Origin of the sequence: Sphingomonas sp. LC-1, from assembly GCF_025371035.1 — a bacterium.
Lineage (GTDB): Bacteria > Pseudomonadota > Alphaproteobacteria > Sphingomonadales > Sphingomonadaceae > Sphingomonas > Sphingomonas sanguinis_E.
The window spans coordinates 164,746-179,338 of the sequence record NZ_JANZXB010000002.1 but is presented as its reverse complement, the minus strand read 5'-3'; the positions used below and the strand labels follow the sequence as shown (position 1 = coordinate 179,338).

Here is a 14,593-nt window from a genome sequence, read left to right as displayed (position 1 = left end):
AATGTTGCTGTGGCATGAACGCAGCCGAGCGGGCTTTGTTCGCATCGGATCTTGATGTGAGGCAAATTTTCAGCCGAACTCGGATGGTTGGCCGACGAAAGGATGGAGACAGTGATGGCGGCATTGCCCTCTTGGTCGGTCGACGGGCCATTCTCGCCATGGCTGACGCGCTGGATCGCGCCCGATGGCTGGGCGCATCGCCGCTTCGACCGGTCGCGGGTGGAGGGTGTGGCGCGGCGCGGACGCTTGCTGTTTCAGACCGGCCGCGCCGACATGGTCGAGAAATATGGCGATGCGATCGACCATTTCCGGGCGCAAGGCTGGGACGTCACCGCCTTTGACTGGCGTGGGCAGGGGGGATCGGGACGACTGGCGAGCGACGATACCGGTCATATCGACAGCTTCGACCGGCTGACGGAGGACCTGTCGGCCTTTTATGCCGATTGGGTGGCGGAGGAAGACGGACCGCATGTCGTGCTAGGCCATTCGATGGGTGGGTTCGTCACCCTGGCGGCGCTGGCGGCGCGTCGCATCGCGCCCGATGCGGCGGTGCTGGTCGCGCCGATGCTCGCGCTGCGTTCCCCGATCGGGCAATGGGCCGGGGCGAGGGTCGCCCGGTGGCAGGTCGGGCGTGGTGATCCGCGACGACCCGCCTGGCAAAGGCTGGAGACGGAGGCCGCCGCCACCGCACGCCAGAAGCGGCTGACGCATGACCTGACACGCTTTGCCGACCAACAGGCGTTTCGACGGCAATGGCCGGATTTATGCCTGGGTTCGCCGAGCTGGCATTGGGTGGCGGAGGCGTTTCGTGCGACCGCAGCGCTGCGCGGCGATCCCGCGCTGACGCGGATCGAGACGCCGGTGCTGATGCTGGTGGCGCTGGCCGACCGGCTGGTCGATGCGCGTGCCGCCGGACGGGTGGCGGCGCGATTGCCGCAAGGCGAAATGGTCGCCTTTGGCCGGGGTTGCGCCCATGAGATATTGCGCGAGGCCGAGCCGATGCGGAGCAACGCCTTCGCCGCGATCGATGCGTTCCTGACGCGGCGGGTTATGGGGTCGGCGTGATCCGCCTCACTTCGCGCCGCAGCGGACCGGCCCGCCACCCGTTCCGGTCATCCGGCATTTGGGCATCCCCGCGACGGTGACCCGACCCAGACCGTTATTGCCGATCGTCGCGGTGTAGCGTGCGCGAGCATCGACCTCACCCGGACCGTCCAGCACCACCAGCAGATCGCCTGCCTCCAGCCCATCGGCCATGATCGTGGCGGGGCCGCTGGCGGTCAAGCGTGCCTTTCCGACCCGCCCGCCACCGATCGCCAGCCGCCCCGACCCGAGCAGCGTCGCGGCCAGTTGCTCGCCATCCGCGCGGTCGATGCGCACGTCGCCCGCACCGTTGACCGCCAGTGACATTTGCGGGCCGCGCATCGCCTGCGCCGTCACCTGTGCCCCGCCGATGACGGTGATCGCCGACAGAGGCGGGGCGGCGATGGTCAGCGTGATCGGGCCCCGCATATTGCCGGTCCTTCCCGCGCCACGGTCGCCGGTCCGGCGTACCACCAGCGTCGCCCCGGTGATCTGGGCTTCGACCTGGCGTAGCGTCTCCGCATCGCCCGACATCCTGGCGTGTGGCGAGGATGCGGTGGTCAGGGTGACGATGAACGGACCCTCGACCCGCAATTTGTCGAAGCTGCTCAAATCGATCCGCCGCTCGGCCGCCTGCGCGGTCGCGGGCATGGCCAGGGCAGCAATGAGAAGGGCGCGGGCGAGCATGGCGTTCGGTTTCGCACCATAGGATCGTCGCGACAAGCGGCCCGCCCGCATCAGTGCGAGGAAAGGGCGAGGCCGTAGGTCGCGCTTTATCGTCCGCAGCGTGCGCTACCCGATCCCATCTTGCTGACGGTGCAGGTCGATTGTGGCCCCAGATCGGCACTGCCCGATCCCATCAGACTGACCTTGGCCGAGCCATTGACCCGCGCGACGACATCGCCCGATCCGGCGATCGAGACATCGGCCTGTCTGGCTTGCAAAGCCGCACCGCGCATATCGCCCGACCCGGCGATCGACACTTTCAGCCGGTCCGCCGTGCCGCTGGGGGTGATCGTGCCAGATCCTGCAATGCCCAGATCGGCCGCACCGACTCGCATCGCGCCGATGGTCAGGTCGCCCGATCCCGCGACGCCGGCATGGAAGTTCGGCCCGTCCACCCTGTCGACCGTCATGCGGCCCGATCCCGAAACCTCCGCATCGGCCAGACGCGGCAGGGTGACGAGGATTGGCGCACTTTTGCCGCCGCCCCAATGCACGCCGTTTTTGCGCCCGATGCGCAGCGTGTCGCCGTCGCGCTCGATCCGCAGCTGGTCCAGCACATCGGACGGCCCCTCGGCCCGCACCGAAAAGCCGCCGCCGACCCGTATATCGACGGGGTCGCTGCCGCGCAGATCGATGCCGGTAAAGTCGCGCACGGCATAGCTGCGGCTGTCGCCCGAGCCCTGCGCGGGAACATCCCGCCCCTCGTCCGACCGGCTAGAGGAACAGGCGGTGGCCGGGATGGCCAGTGCGAGGATGGCGAACAGGGGCAGACGGATTGCGGGCTTCACCATGACGATCTCCTGTATTGCTTGCACAATACACTAGAGGACGTGCGGCACGCAAATGAAAAGGGGCGGCCCCGGATGGGACCGCCCCTGATCGTCAGGTCGAGACCGACGGCGTCAGGCCGCAGGCTTTTCCTTATTATAGATGGCGGCCGCGGCGCGCAGGATTTCCAGGATCTTCTCCTGGGCGCGGGGCTCGTCCACCTCTTCCATCGCGGCGAGTTCGCGGGCGAGGCGGCTGGTGGCCGCTTCGAAGATCTGCCGCTCGGAATAGCTTTGCTCGGGCTGGTCGTCGGCGCGGAACAGGTCGCGGACCACTTCGGCGATCGACACCAGGTCGCCCGAGTTGATCTTGGCTTCATATTCCTGGGCACGGCGCGACCACATGGTCCGCTTGACCTTGGGCTTGCCCTTCAGCGTTTCCATCGCCTCACGCATGGTCTTGTCCGAGGACAGCTTGCGCATGCCGACCGACTCGGCCTTGTTGGTGGGAACGCGGAGCGTCATGCGCTCCTTTTCGAACCGCAGCACATAGAGTTCGAGCTGCATCCCTGCGATTTCCTGCTTTTGCAGCTCTATAACGCGGCCCACGCCATGTTTGGGATACACGACATAGTCACCGACGTCGAAGTGGAGCGCCTTGGCAGCCATTGGGGGCCTTTCCGGATCAGGGCCTTCACGCGAGCGCCGAACGAGCGGAAATGGGTCCACTGATCAAGTCGGCCTCGGGAAGGAAGGGTCGAACACATCAAAGGCGGGCGGTCGCGAAAACAGCTAGGCCCGTCGCGGAACCATATAGCATGGTCGCAACAAAATTACCAGCATATGTGCAGGGTAACGGGAACCATTCAGCGCCGCACCGAAACATTCCTCCCCTGCAAGGGGCGGAATGACCTTGGATCAGTCGCCCTTGCCGGGCACGTCCCGGTTAGTCGCCCTTGCCGGGTTCCGGGCTGAAGAACTGTTCGTACTTGTTCTCCACACCCTTCATCGCATCGGCGTCGGGCGGGGTCTGGTCCAGCTTGCGCGTGACGTTGGGCCATTGGGCGGAGAAGGTGTTGTTCAGCTCCAGCCACTGTTCCAGACCGCTCTCGGTATCGGGCAGGATCGCCTCGGCCGGGCATTCCGGTTCGCACACGCCGCAGTCGATGCATTCGGACGGATTGATGACGAGCATATTCTCGCCCTCATAGAAGCAGTCGACGGGACACACCTCGACACAGTCCATATACTTGCAGCGAATGCAGGCATCGGTGACGACGTAGGTCATGACAACTCCCAAGGTACGAACGCGTGCTGCTATGCCGCATGCGACGATCCGTCAACGCTTGAAACCGGCGAAGTGACCAGATCGCAGTAGCAGGCGCGTCCTTCGGCGGGTGGTCCGCGCCGGACGGGGAGCGATTCCACCCGCAGCACGCGCACCTGACCATGATGCGCGAAGGTCAGGATGCTGCCGATCCGTACCGGCGCATGGGCGCGGTCGATCGCGCGCCCATCCATCCGGAAATGCCCGTCGCACGCCATCGCCTGCGCTGTATCCCGCGACTTGGCGATCCGCGCCCACCAGAGGAAACGGTCGAGCCGCATCGATTCGGGGGCAGGGGCGCGGTTCGTCATAGGGTCAGGCGATCCTTTCCAACGGAGAAATCCAAAACATATTATCCGCCCCGGCGGAGGCCGGGGCCCAGTCGCCATGCAGCCGCGTGGCGAGCCATGACCTTCATCGCAACTGGACCCCGGCTTTCGCCGGGGTGGCGAGGTGAAGGGGACTCACGAAGGCCGTCCCCAATCGGCAAGCGCGGCGAAGGCGTTGCCGGGGCGTGCCTCGACGCGCGGCGCGGGACGGGCAGGGGGGCGGCCGCGCCAGATCCAGCGGGGGGCCTGGTCCTCGGCGTCGCCACGCACCTTGCGGAAACCCAGATCGCCCATCAGCCGGTCGAGCGTCGCGGGTTCCAGCCCGATCGAGGTCGCCAGCGCCGGGTCGGGTGCGAACGGTCCGCGCCCCTGCCGCGCGTCATGGGTGGCGCGCGCGATTCGCTCGACCAGATCGATCCGCACCGCCTGCTCGCCCAAGGGCCGAAAGCCCGAGGCCACGGTCCGCCCCGGCTCGTCCCGGCGCAAGGTGGTCGCGCCGATCCGCGCCAGTTCCGGGCTCTGCCCCCAGAGAGTCATCAGCGTGCGCCGCCACGCCGCGGCGGCAGGCTTGAGCAACCGCGCATCGAATATGTCGAGCGTCCCGATGGTAATTCCCAGCCCGCGCAGCCGCCGCCGCTCGTCGGGCGACAAGGCGTCGATCATCAGCCGCAACGGCTGGCGCGGCACGATCCCGCCCGCATCCTCCAGCGCGGCGGCGACGGCGCGCAAAGCGGGCGAGGCCTTCGCCTCCCGCGCCAGCCCAGCCAGGCGAACGATCGCGGGCACCTGCTTTTCGAGCGAGCGCGCCACCCAGCCGTCGAGCCGCGCCTTCACCCGCTCGCGAAGCGGCTGGCTCAGGCAATCCAGATCGCGCTCCAACCGGACCACCGGCCGCCCCAACGACGGGCCGGCGGTCAGCCTCGCCACGCCATGCCCGTCCCAGACCAGCCGATCCTCGACGATCGCGATCGCGTCATGCTCGGCGGCGATCAGCGCCTCGGCCCGACGCGACCGTTCGGTGCCCAGCCGCTTTTCGGCGGCGGCGAGCAACAGCCTTTTGTCATTGGCCCGCGCCCCCGCCTCGACGGTGAAGCGGAACCCCTCCAGCCGCCCGATGGGGTGATCCTCGACCAGCACCTCGCCCTCGGGGCCGATGGTGACGGGCAGCGCCCCGGCATCCGCGCCGATGCGGCGGATCAGCGCGGTGGTGCGCTTGTCGACGAAACGCTGGGTCAGGCTTGTATGAAGCCCGTCGGACAGACGCTCCTCGATCTCGCGGGTTCGCTCGGCCCAATGCTTCGGGTCGGCCAGCCAGTCGGCCCGCTGCGCGATATAGGCCCAGCTCCGGATCGCGGAGAGCCGCCCCGCCAGCGTCTCGACATCGCCCGCCATGCTGTCCAGCCGCGCGATCTCGTCGGCGAACCATTGGTGCGGGACATGGCCCAGCCCCTCGGACAAATGGCCGAACACGCGCGAGACGAAGCGGGCATGGGGATCGATGCCGACCTTGCGGAAATCGGGAATCCCGCACGCCGCCCACAGCCGCGCGACCATGGCGGGCCGCCGCACCCGGTCGCGGACCCAGGGTTCGTCGGCCAGCCGCTTCAGAACCTGTAGATCGGTGGCGAGCGGCGCGGCGCGCAGCACGCCAGGCTCGGGCTTGCGCTCCAGGCTCTTGATCAGCGCGTCGATGCTCGACAGGTCGGGATCGCCGTCGCGCCAATAAAGATGGTCGAGCCGGGGGAAGCGATGCTCCTCGATCGCCAGCATCTCTTCGGGCAGGAACGCGTCGGGGCCTTCCTCGGCCAGCGCGCCGAAGGTGCCGTCGCGGTGATGCCGCCCGGCGCGCCCGGCGATCTGGGCCATTTCGGCGACGGTCAGGCGACGGCGGCGGCGGCCGTCGAACTTGTGCAGCCCGGCAAAGGCGACATGCGCGACGTCCATGTTCAGCCCCATGCCGATCGCGTCGGTGGCGACGAGATAATCGACCTCGCCCGCCTGGAACATCTGGACCTGGGCATTGCGGGTGCGCGGGGACAGCGCCCCCATCACCACTGCCGCGCCCCCGCGCAGGCGGCGCAGCATCTCGGCGACGGCATAGACCTCCTCGGCGGAGAAGGCGACGATGGCCGAGCGCTTGGGTAGGCGGCTGATCTTCTTGGCGCCCGCATAGGACAGGGTCGAGAAGCGCGGCCGTGCGACGATCTCCGCCTCGGGCACCAGCGCGCGGATCATGGGTTTCAGGGCCTCGGAGCCCAGGATCATCGTCTCGTCCCGGCCGCGCGCGTGCAGCAACCGATCGGTAAAGACATGACCGCGCTCGGGATCGGCGCCCAGTTGCGCCTCGTCCAGCGCGACGAAGGCGACGTCGCGGTCGGGCATGGATTCGGCGGTGCACAGGAACCAGCGGGCGTCGGGCGGCACGATCTTTTCCTCGCCCGTCACCAGCGCGACCTTTTCCGGTCCCTTCAGCGCGACGACGCGGTCATAGACCTCGCGCGCGAGAAGGCGGAGGGGAAAGCCGATGATGCCGCTGCTATGCGCGCACATCCGCTCGATCGCGAGGTGCGTCTTGCCGGTGTTGGTCGGCCCGAGAACGGCCGTCACGGCGCCCGATACGCGGCTGGTCATATCCCCTACATCGGGCCTCTCGCGCCCGGTTGCAACGGCATGAAGCAAGATGGGCCCGCCGCCGCGATATTCGGCCCGGTCCGGTCACGTTTTACCGCAGCATCGGGGCAGCAGGGCGTAGCGTGTTTGACTTTGCCCGCGCCCCCCTACACCCGATCAGCGTGCGCCGGGGGGATCGGCGACATGGATCGACGATAGACGGACGCACCCTTTAGTCATGTTCCTGGCCAGCGACGACGCATTACTCGTATCCGGCGGTACCGCAGCGCGGCCGTTGAAGACGGCCTTTCCGCTCGCCCCGACCGGACGGCTGGCCTGGTGGCGACAGGCGATGCGCGGGGTCGACTGGGTGCCCGATCTGGGCGCGCAGATCGGCAGCCGCGACTGGTGGCGGGGCCTGGCGACCTGTTCCACCCTCTGCGCCGCGACGATCGCCATGGCACCGGGCTTTCACCATCGCATTCCCGCCCGCGCTCCCGCGCCGCTGACCGGCGATGCGTGGAAGAATGCACGCGCCCAGGCGATTACCCCGCTGGCCCTGGGGGCCGATAGCGGCCGGCGCATGGCGGCGGGCGATCTGGTCGAGCATCTCGCCGAAGCGCCCGAACGGCCCAGCGTCGACCTGTCCGCCACCATGGGATCGGGCGACTCGCTCGCCCGCGTGCTGCAACGCGCCGGGGTCTCCCGCGATCAGGCCCGCGCCGCCGCCGATCTGGTCGACCAGGCGACCGAGGGCGAGGCGATCGCCTCCGGCACCCGTATCGCGCTGACGCTGGGGCGGCGACCCAGCCGGATGGTGGCGCGCCCGCTGGAGGGGATGAAGCTGCGCGCGCGTTTCGATCTGGCGGTGACCTTGACCCGCACGCCGCAGGGGCTGGCGATGACCAGGCAGCCCATCGCGATCGACCGCACCCCGCTGCGCCTGCAAGGGCTGGTGGGGGCAAGCCTCTACCGCTCGGCGCGGGCCGCCGGGGCTCCGGCCAAGGTGGTGGAGGCCTATATCAAGGCGCTGTCGTCGCATGTCTCGGTCGGGCGGGACGTGCGGCGGTCGGACAGTTTCGACCTGATCATCGCGCGCGAACGGGCGGCGACCGGCGAGACGCGGCTCGGCCAGTTGCTGTTCGCCGGGCTCGATCATGGCGGGCGCAAGGTGCAACTGGCGCGGCTGGCCGATGACGATGACGGCCAGTGGTACGACGTCAATGGCCAGAGCGAACGGCGCGGCAGCATGGGAATGCCCGTCGCGGGCCGCATCACCTCGTCCTTCGGCAAGCGGATGCACCCGATTCTGGGCTTCATGCGGATGCACAAGGGGACCGACATCGGCGCCCCTTATGGCGCGCCGATCCACGCGATCATGGACGGCGTCGTCCAGTTCGCCGGGCGGTCGGGCGGCTATGGCAATTTCATCAAGCTGTCGCACAGCGGCGGCGTGGCGAGCGGTTACGGACATATGAGCCGCTTCGCCGTTCGGTCCGGCGCTCATGTCAAACAGGGGCAGGTGATCGGCTATGTCGGATCGACCGGCATGTCGACCGGCCCGCACCTTCACTGGGAAGTGTGGAAGAACGGTGTGACCGTCAATCCCCGCACCCTGAACCTGTCGAGCGTCGCGACATTGTCGGGCGCGAAGCTGCGTGCCTTCCGTCGTGAGGTGCAGAGCCTGCTCGCGGTGCAGCCGGGACGGTAACAGGCCCGGCCTTCGGTCTGCCCCCTATTTCCCCGCCGCCCGCCACCGCGCCACGGTGTCGTTCAGCACGGCTTCGCCCCGCGACGGCGTCGCCCAGAGCGAGGTGACCTTCATGTCGTTGGAGGCGGGTCGCTTGCCGTCCTCCAGAGTGTCGAGGCTGGCGCGCATCGGAAAGGCTACGCCCTCGCCCGACAATATGGCCTCGCGATTGCGCAGGGCCGAGATGGTGTCGAGCAGGCCGCGACCGCCCTCGGGCATCGCCGCGCGGACCATTGCCTGATCCCGCTCGTTGTTCAGGCGCATCGCGATGATGGTGCCGCATTGCGACAGCACGCTTTCCGACAGGTCCGACGGTCGCTGGGTCACCAGTCCCAGCGAGACGCCATATTTGCGCCCTTCCTTGGCGATGCGCGATAGGACGCGACCGACCGCCGAGCCCCGCTCGGCATCGGCGGGGATATAGCGGTGCGCCTCTTCGCAGACCATCAGGACGGGGCGGCGCTCCTCGGGCCGTGACCAGACGGCATGGTCGAAGATCATCCGCGCCAGCACCGCGACCACCACGCTCGTCACGTCGGAGGGGACACCCGACACGTCGATGATCGAGATGGGCCGTCCGCCGCCGGGCATCCGCAGGATACGGCTGAGAAAGCTCGCCATCGTATCGGCGACCAGCATCCCCGAGAACATGAAGGCATAGCGAGGATCGCCCTTCACCTCCTCGATCTTCGCCTTGAGGCGCAGATAGGGCGCGGTATCGCCCGCGCGTTCCAGCTTGCTCATCTCCTGCGACAACAGGCTGGTCAGGTCGGACAGCAGATAGGGGATCGGCGTGTCGACGGTGACGCGGGGCAGGTCCTGCGCCGCGCGGTTGCGCATCCGCGCCGCCAGAAGGCAGCGTGCCAAGACATCCATATCGCCCTGGCGATCGTCCGACCCGGCGGTGACGAGGATTTCGCAATGCTCCTCGAAATTCATCAGCCAATAGGGCATCCGCAGATTGCCGACATCGTGGATCTGGCCGCTGTCGTGAAAGGCGCTGGCATATTCGCCATGCGGATCGATCATCACGATATGACCCTGCGGCGCGAGTTCGCAGATACGGTGCAGGATCATCGCGGTGGCGGTCGACTTGCCGGTGCCCGTCGAGCCCAGCACCGCAAAGTGGCGACCCAGCAGCGCATCGACCACCAGGGTCGCGGGCACACTGCGCGCCGGATGGACGGTGCCGATCCGTATCGTCGCGATGTTGCGATTGGCGTGAATGCCCGCCAGTTCCGCATCGGTGATCGCATGGATCGTCGCCCCCGGCAGCGGATAGGAGGTGACGCCGCGGCGGAATCCGTACATCTCGCCGGTTTCGGCGTGACGCATGCCCTCGCCCATCAGGTCGATCTCGGTCGCGATGGCGGCGGCGTCGCTGGCCGGGTCGAGCGACAAGGCGCGGATCGAGCCGATGATCCAGCGATCGTCGCGGCGGATCTTGACCGGCATCGCGACCTGCCCCGCCGCCGCCAGCACCGGGTCGTCATGCTCCGCCAGAGCGCTCACCGCTTCCCGGTCGAGGACGATGCGTCCGCTCGCCCCGGCAATGCCCAGAAGCCAGCCGATGACGGGCGCATCGGGGCGGGATGGCATGGGGTGTTCGAAGACGAGCGAGGGGGAGTCCATCAAGACGACATGGTCCGATCCGGGGAAAAGGGCGATCCTTCTACCCCGGTGAACCTTAAAATGCCGTATCTACAACCGCCTAGACGCGGCGAGCGATCCAGCCGGCGGTCCAGCCCAGCAGGATCGAAAGCGCGACGGCGGTCAGGCCATAGGGGATGGCGGCGCGATCGGCGGCACGCGCGACGAACCGCTCGAACCCCGACTTGCGGATGTCGATGTCGCGCACGGCGGCGGCCAGGACGCGGCCGTCGCGGATCAGAAAGGTCTCGGCGGTGAAACGCCCCACCGGCACCCGCGCCGGAATCGTCACCCGCGCGCGGTAGAGCACATCGTCGGTGATCTCGACGGCGCGCGGTGCCTCGACATACAGGCCGGCGCGGCGGCGCTGATCGACCAGACCTTGCTGGAATCGCGCCTGGACGGCGGCGGGGGCGTTGGAGGCGGGGGATAGCTGAAGGCTGTCGAGCCCGAGTTCGTAGATGGCGCGCGTCCGGTCGTCGACGATCCGCTCGATCGGGCGGGACGAGGCGATGGCGTAGAAGGACGGTGCCGACTGATAGCGCAGCCGCCCGGCATTGACCCACAGCCCGGCGATCTTCTCCTTCTCGCGGATCAGGATCGACTGGGTCGGGCCCTTGACCACCACCACGATATCGGTCGGGCGGTCGTTGCTGGGTGGGCGGCCGCCGGGATAGAGGATCGCGCCGAACAACAGCAGTTCGGCTCCGGTGAAGCTATAGGCGATCTGAATATCGCGCTGCGACACGTCGGGGACCAGCACGGGCTTGGCCTGCGCCATCAACAGCGGCGACAGCAGCGCCAGCGCGGCGGCGGCGATCCTCATGGCGGCCGGCCTCATAGCGGCTGGACCGTGAAGATTTCCTCGGGCCGCCAGACCAGGCCCAGCAGGATGCGCAATCCCACCAGCAACACGATGACGGCCAGGGCAAGGCGGAGATATTCGGGCTTCGCATTGGTGGCGAGCTTGGCTCCGACCTGCGCCCCCGTCACCGATCCGACCAGCAGCAATCCGGCGAGCACGATGTCCACCGCCTTGGTGGTGGTGGCGTGGACCATGGTCGCGGCGGCGGTGACGAACAGCGTCTGAAACAGCGAGGTGCCCAGCACGACATTGGTCGCCATGCCGAGGATATAGATCATCGCGGGGACCAGGATGAACCCGCCACCCACGCCCAGCAGGATGGTCAGGATGCCCGTGAAGAACCCCAGCATCAACGGGGCCAGCGGCGAGATATACAGGCCGGAGGCATAGAATCGGGTGCGGAAGGGCAGGGCCGCGACGATCGGGTGATGCCGCCGCCGGGCCGCACGCTGGGGCAGGCCCCGGCGCTGCGCCAGGATCGCGCCCGCCGCCTCGCGTGCCATGACCAGCCCGATCCAGCCGAGCATCAGGACATAGACGATCGCGATGACCGTATCGATCTGACCACTGGCTTGAAGCAGGCGAAAGATCCATGCGCCCGCGAACGACCCGATGATGCCGCCCGCGACCAGCACGCCGCCCATCTTCACGTCCACCCCGCCGCGTCGCCAATGCGCGGACACGCCGGATACGCTGGCCCCCGTCACCTGGCTGGCGGCGGAGGCGGCGGCAACGGTGGGCGGGATGCCATAGACGATCAGCAACGGCGTGGTCAGGAAGCCGCCACCGACGCCGAACATCCCCGACAACAGACCCACGCCTGCCCCCAGCGCGATGATGACGAGCGCATTGACCGACAAATTGGCAATCGGAAGATACAGGTCCACGCCCGCGTTATAGACGCACGCGTCTTTCCGAACAGTATCGACGGCTCAGAAATCGCCCGCCAGCGACAGGGCAGCGCCGGAATCGGGCGAAGCCTGCCCTGCCACCCGCTGTCGCCAGTCGAGCGACAGCCGCAGGCGGCGATTCGCGACCGGCACCGCGATGCCCATCGTCGGCCCGACATCCAGCCGGTGCGCGTCGCGCTGCGCCCCGCCCCAGGCCCCCAGCCCCAGATCGATCATCGGGCTCAGTGCTGTGCTGACACGCACCGCGCCATCGGCAAAGGGCTCGATCCGCTCGCGTGCCACCGCGCCACCCTGTGCATAAGCCGCCAGGACAAGGCCGGGCGCGACCGGCTGGGGGCCGATTCCGGCCACGACCAAAGCGGCGGGGGCGTCTCGGCCCGAATCGAGGGCGATGCGCTGTTCGACCAGCAACCGGACCGGCCCATGCCGTACGGGACGCCAATCGATCCCCACGGCCATCTCGCGCCCGATACCCTGCCACGGCGTCGACAGACGCAGGCTGGCGGACAGGACGCCCCGCTTATCGATCCGCCGCAACACACGGACGCCGGCCTGCGTGCCCCCCAATTGCCCGCCGGGCAGCAATGTCCGCCCCCCGTCGCGGGCGATCGCCCATAGGCTGGCACTCCATCGTCGTGCCGGGGCGGGGGTTTCGGGCAGCGCCGGGATCGGCGATGGCGGGATGACCGACGGTGGCGATGCGATGACGGGCGCATCCTCAGGCGGGGTCTCCTCCACCATTTCCACCGAAGGCGGCATGACCATCGTCGGCCTTCGTGCGTTCGGCCGAGGCGAATGTCCGCTCGCAAGCCCCATCGGTCGCGAGTCGGGACGGAGCGGGGCAAGGTTCGTCATTGCCACCTTGCTCGCCCTCGGCTTGGCCGGTCGTTCGGGCCTGACCGCCATCTCGACCACCGCATCGGAGGGCAGCAGAAAGGCCAGGCGGCCGAGCGTCCACAGCCCGACAATGGCTCCCAGAAATCGCAAGGGTCGACCGCTCATGGTTGCGGCGACAGGTCGGGGAAGTGATGGCTTGTCTTGTCCCACTTGGCGGCACCGCCGCGCAGGACATGGATATAGCGGATCAGCGCACGGGGAATCGCCGCCAACGCCACGAAATTGCCGATGATGAATCGCGGCAGGGACCAGAACGCCTCGCGCCAGCCATAAGCGCGTCCCGTAAACGTCATCCGCACCGCCAGTCGCCAGGTCAGCAGCAAGGCGTTGATCCCGAACAGCATGCGCAGACCAGGATGGACCGGCGGCAAGGGGCTGTCGGTGACCCAGTGGACCAGCACCGCCACCGCATCGGCGGTCATGCCCAGATAGGCCGCCGCCAGCACCAGCATCGCCACAGGCCCGCGCCGATCCCGCAGGCGCCACCAATGATCCCCCATCGCCAGAGCGCGGCCCCAGCCGGTGCGGTCCCATCCGATCAGCGCGATGCCCGTCATCCAGCGCGCCTTTTGCCGTACCGCCGCCAGCAACGTGGCCGGGAAATAGGCACGGACCGCCACCACCCCGGCCCGCCGTCCATCGGCCACGCGGGCGAAGAGTCCCTGACCGCCCAGCTCGGCGATGCGCAGACCCAGCTCATAATCCTCGGTCAGGCTGGTCGCGTCGAACGGATCGCCGCCTCGCATGGCGGCGATCCGTTTCAGAATGTCCGGCGATATGGCGCAGCCCGTACCCGCCAGCGGCAGGCCCGCGCCGATCCAGGTCCGCACGACCAGTTGCTTGATATGGCTTTCCGCAAACTCGTCCGCATAGTGGCCCGATACGAGTCGCGATCCCGGTACGACCAGCGGCAATACCGGAAGCTGGACCACCGCCCGCCCTTCGATCAGCGAGTCGAAGACGGCCAGTTCGTCGGGATGCACGACATCCTCGGCATCGTGCAGGACGATCGCCTTGGCATCGAATCCCTCCGTCGCCGCGTCACGCCACAGGGCATGCCAAAGCGTGTTCAGGCAATCGGCCTTGGTCGTGGGGCCGTCACGCGGACCGATCACCAGACGGATGCGATCGTCCCGCTCCGCGACATAAGCGGCGGCGGCGATGGTGCCGGGATCATTGGGGTAAAGCCCGACATAGATGCGATAATCCGGGTGACGAAAGCGGGCGAGCGCGGTCGACAGCATCGCGCCGATCACCGCCGCTTCGTCCCAGGCGGGGATGAAGACGATCATCCGCCCCGGCTGGACGGGCGGGGTCAGGGCATAGCTGCGGATCGGGGTCGCCGGGCCCTTTACCAGGCGTCGCGCCAGATAGAGCAGGTCGACCAGAAGATCATCCAGTCCCCCGATCAACAGCCCGGCCGCCGCGAACAGCAGCAACTCGCGCGCCACGATTTCGATCACCCCCGTGACCCCACCCATTCGGCATTCCCCCTTTGCCGAACGGGATTGTGCCTGTCCGAAATGGACCGATCAACCGCGACGTGATCGACCGTTTCGGGACAGTTACGGAGGCCGGGTATCGGCGCCTTGCCAATTCTCTTTGGAAATCATTGTCACGGAAGCAAGCTGTCGGTTGCGCATCGTGTTGCGGTGCAACATATGCGTGATGAAAGGAT

Annotated in this window: 13 protein-coding genes; 2 read left to right on the top strand and 11 right to left on the bottom strand. The window is 67.9% G+C overall.

The features are described 5' to 3' along the window. Window positions 1–114 precede the first annotated feature (114 nt). Window positions 115–1,065, top strand: coding sequence for an alpha/beta fold hydrolase (locus tag NZL82_RS03620; protein ID WP_261268408.1), 951 nt, complete (start codon window positions 115–117; stop codon window positions 1,063–1,065). Between the two features lie 6 nt (window positions 1,066–1,071). Here the strand turns inward: NZL82_RS03620 and NZL82_RS03615 are convergent, their stop codons facing one another. The 6 genes from NZL82_RS03615 to NZL82_RS19805 form a co-directional block, all read right to left on the bottom strand. Then, window positions 1,072–1,734: a DUF2807 domain-containing protein gene (locus tag NZL82_RS03615; RefSeq protein WP_261268407.1), complete on the bottom strand. Its 663-nt coding sequence runs from the start codon at window positions 1,732–1,734 to the stop codon at window positions 1,072–1,074. A 122-nt stretch (window positions 1,735–1,856) separates the two neighbouring features. After that, a complete protein-coding gene (locus NZL82_RS03610) occupies window positions 1,857–2,600 on the bottom strand; it encodes a head GIN domain-containing protein (RefSeq protein ID WP_261268406.1) in 744 nt (247 codons plus the stop codon). 111 nt (window positions 2,601–2,711) lie between these two features. Beyond that, window positions 2,712–3,245 (bottom strand): CarD family transcriptional regulator, encoded by a 534-nt coding sequence (locus tag NZL82_RS03605; RefSeq protein ID WP_042486954.1) that lies wholly within the window; start codon window positions 3,243–3,245, stop codon window positions 2,712–2,714. A 277-nt stretch (window positions 3,246–3,522) separates the two neighbouring features. After that, window positions 3,523–3,864, bottom strand: a complete 342-nt coding sequence (gene fdxA / locus NZL82_RS03600; RefSeq protein WP_125959090.1) for a ferredoxin FdxA — start codon at window positions 3,862–3,864, stop codon at window positions 3,523–3,525. Between the two features lie 29 nt (window positions 3,865–3,893). Further along, the gene (locus NZL82_RS03595) at window positions 3,894–4,214 is read right to left on the bottom strand and encodes a S4 domain-containing protein (protein WP_261268405.1); all 321 of its coding nucleotides are present in this window, start codon (window positions 4,212–4,214) and stop codon (window positions 3,894–3,896) included. A 153-nt stretch (window positions 4,215–4,367) separates the two neighbouring features. Next, window positions 4,368–6,863, bottom strand: a complete 2,496-nt coding sequence (locus tag NZL82_RS19805; RefSeq protein ID WP_405051339.1) for a helicase-related protein — start codon at window positions 6,861–6,863, stop codon at window positions 4,368–4,370. A 217-nt stretch (window positions 6,864–7,080) separates the two neighbouring features. Here NZL82_RS19805 and NZL82_RS03580 point away from each other — a divergent pair, with 217 nt between their 5' ends. Further along, window positions 7,081–8,553 carry a M23 family metallopeptidase gene (locus NZL82_RS03580; protein WP_261268404.1) on the top strand — a complete coding sequence of 491 codons (1,473 nt, stop codon included), beginning with the start codon at window positions 7,081–7,083 and terminating at the stop codon, window positions 8,551–8,553. Window positions 8,554–8,577: 24 nt separating this feature from the next. Here NZL82_RS03580 and NZL82_RS03575 read toward each other — a convergent pair whose 3' ends face one another. From NZL82_RS03575 to NZL82_RS03555, 5 genes are all read right to left on the bottom strand, one after another. Continuing rightward, window positions 8,578–10,191 carry an ATP-binding protein gene (locus NZL82_RS03575; RefSeq protein WP_261268403.1) on the bottom strand — a complete coding sequence of 538 codons (1,614 nt, stop codon included), beginning with the start codon at window positions 10,189–10,191 and terminating at the stop codon, window positions 8,578–8,580. Window positions 10,192–10,303: 112 nt separating this feature from the next. After that, window positions 10,304–11,068: a TIGR02186 family protein gene (locus NZL82_RS03570; RefSeq protein WP_261268402.1), complete on the bottom strand. Its 765-nt coding sequence runs from the start codon at window positions 11,066–11,068 to the stop codon at window positions 10,304–10,306. Between the two features lie 11 nt (window positions 11,069–11,079). Then, entirely contained in the window at window positions 11,080–11,994 is a 915-nt protein-coding gene (locus tag NZL82_RS03565; protein WP_261268401.1) for a sulfite exporter TauE/SafE family protein, read from the bottom strand. 45 nt (window positions 11,995–12,039) lie between these two features. Continuing rightward, window positions 12,040–13,020, bottom strand: a complete 981-nt coding sequence (locus NZL82_RS03560) for a hypothetical protein (RefSeq protein ID WP_261268400.1) — start codon at window positions 13,018–13,020, stop codon at window positions 12,040–12,042. Then, on the bottom strand, window positions 13,017–14,396 hold the full coding sequence (locus NZL82_RS03555; protein WP_261268399.1) for a glycosyl transferase family protein: 1,380 nt from the start codon (window positions 14,394–14,396) through the stop codon (window positions 13,017–13,019). Before NZL82_RS03555 ends, NZL82_RS03560 begins: the two co-directional genes overlap by 4 nt. Window positions 14,397–14,593 lie beyond the last annotated feature (197 nt).

Excerpts from the sequence above, each read along its gene's own strand:
- NZL82_RS03575 (WP_261268403.1), bottom strand. The coding sequence starts at position 10,191 with ATGCCATCCCGCCCCGATGCGCCCGTCATCGGCTGGCTTCTGGGCATT.
- NZL82_RS03555 (WP_261268399.1), bottom strand. The coding sequence starts at position 14,396 with ATGGGTGGGGTCACGGGGGTGATCGAAATCGTGGCGCGCGAGTTGCTG.
- NZL82_RS03595 (WP_261268405.1), bottom strand. The coding sequence starts at position 4,214 with ATGACGAACCGCGCCCCTGCCCCCGAATCGATGCGGCTCGACCGTTTC.
- NZL82_RS03620 (WP_261268408.1), top strand. The coding sequence starts at position 115 with ATGGCGGCATTGCCCTCTTGGTCGGTCGACGGGCCATTCTCGCCATGG.
- NZL82_RS19805 (WP_405051339.1), bottom strand. The coding sequence starts at position 6,863 with ATGACCAGCCGCGTATCGGGCGCCGTGACGGCCGTTCTCGGGCCGACC.
- NZL82_RS03615 (WP_261268407.1), bottom strand. The coding sequence starts at position 1,734 with ATGCCCGCGACCGCGCAGGCGGCCGAGCGGCGGATCGATTTGAGCAGC.
- NZL82_RS03560 (WP_261268400.1), bottom strand. The coding sequence starts at position 13,020 with ATGAGCGGTCGACCCTTGCGATTTCTGGGAGCCATTGTCGGGCTGTGG.
- NZL82_RS03605 (WP_042486954.1), bottom strand. The coding sequence starts at position 3,245 with ATGGCTGCCAAGGCGCTCCACTTCGACGTCGGTGACTATGTCGTGTAT.
- NZL82_RS03610 (WP_261268406.1), bottom strand. The coding sequence starts at position 2,600 with ATGGTGAAGCCCGCAATCCGTCTGCCCCTGTTCGCCATCCTCGCACTG.
- fdxA (WP_125959090.1), bottom strand. The coding sequence starts at position 3,864 with ATGACCTACGTCGTCACCGATGCCTGCATTCGCTGCAAGTATATGGAC.
- NZL82_RS03570 (WP_261268402.1), bottom strand. The coding sequence starts at position 11,068 with ATGAGGATCGCCGCCGCCGCGCTGGCGCTGCTGTCGCCGCTGTTGATG.
- NZL82_RS03580 (WP_261268404.1), top strand. The coding sequence starts at position 7,081 with ATGTTCCTGGCCAGCGACGACGCATTACTCGTATCCGGCGGTACCGCA.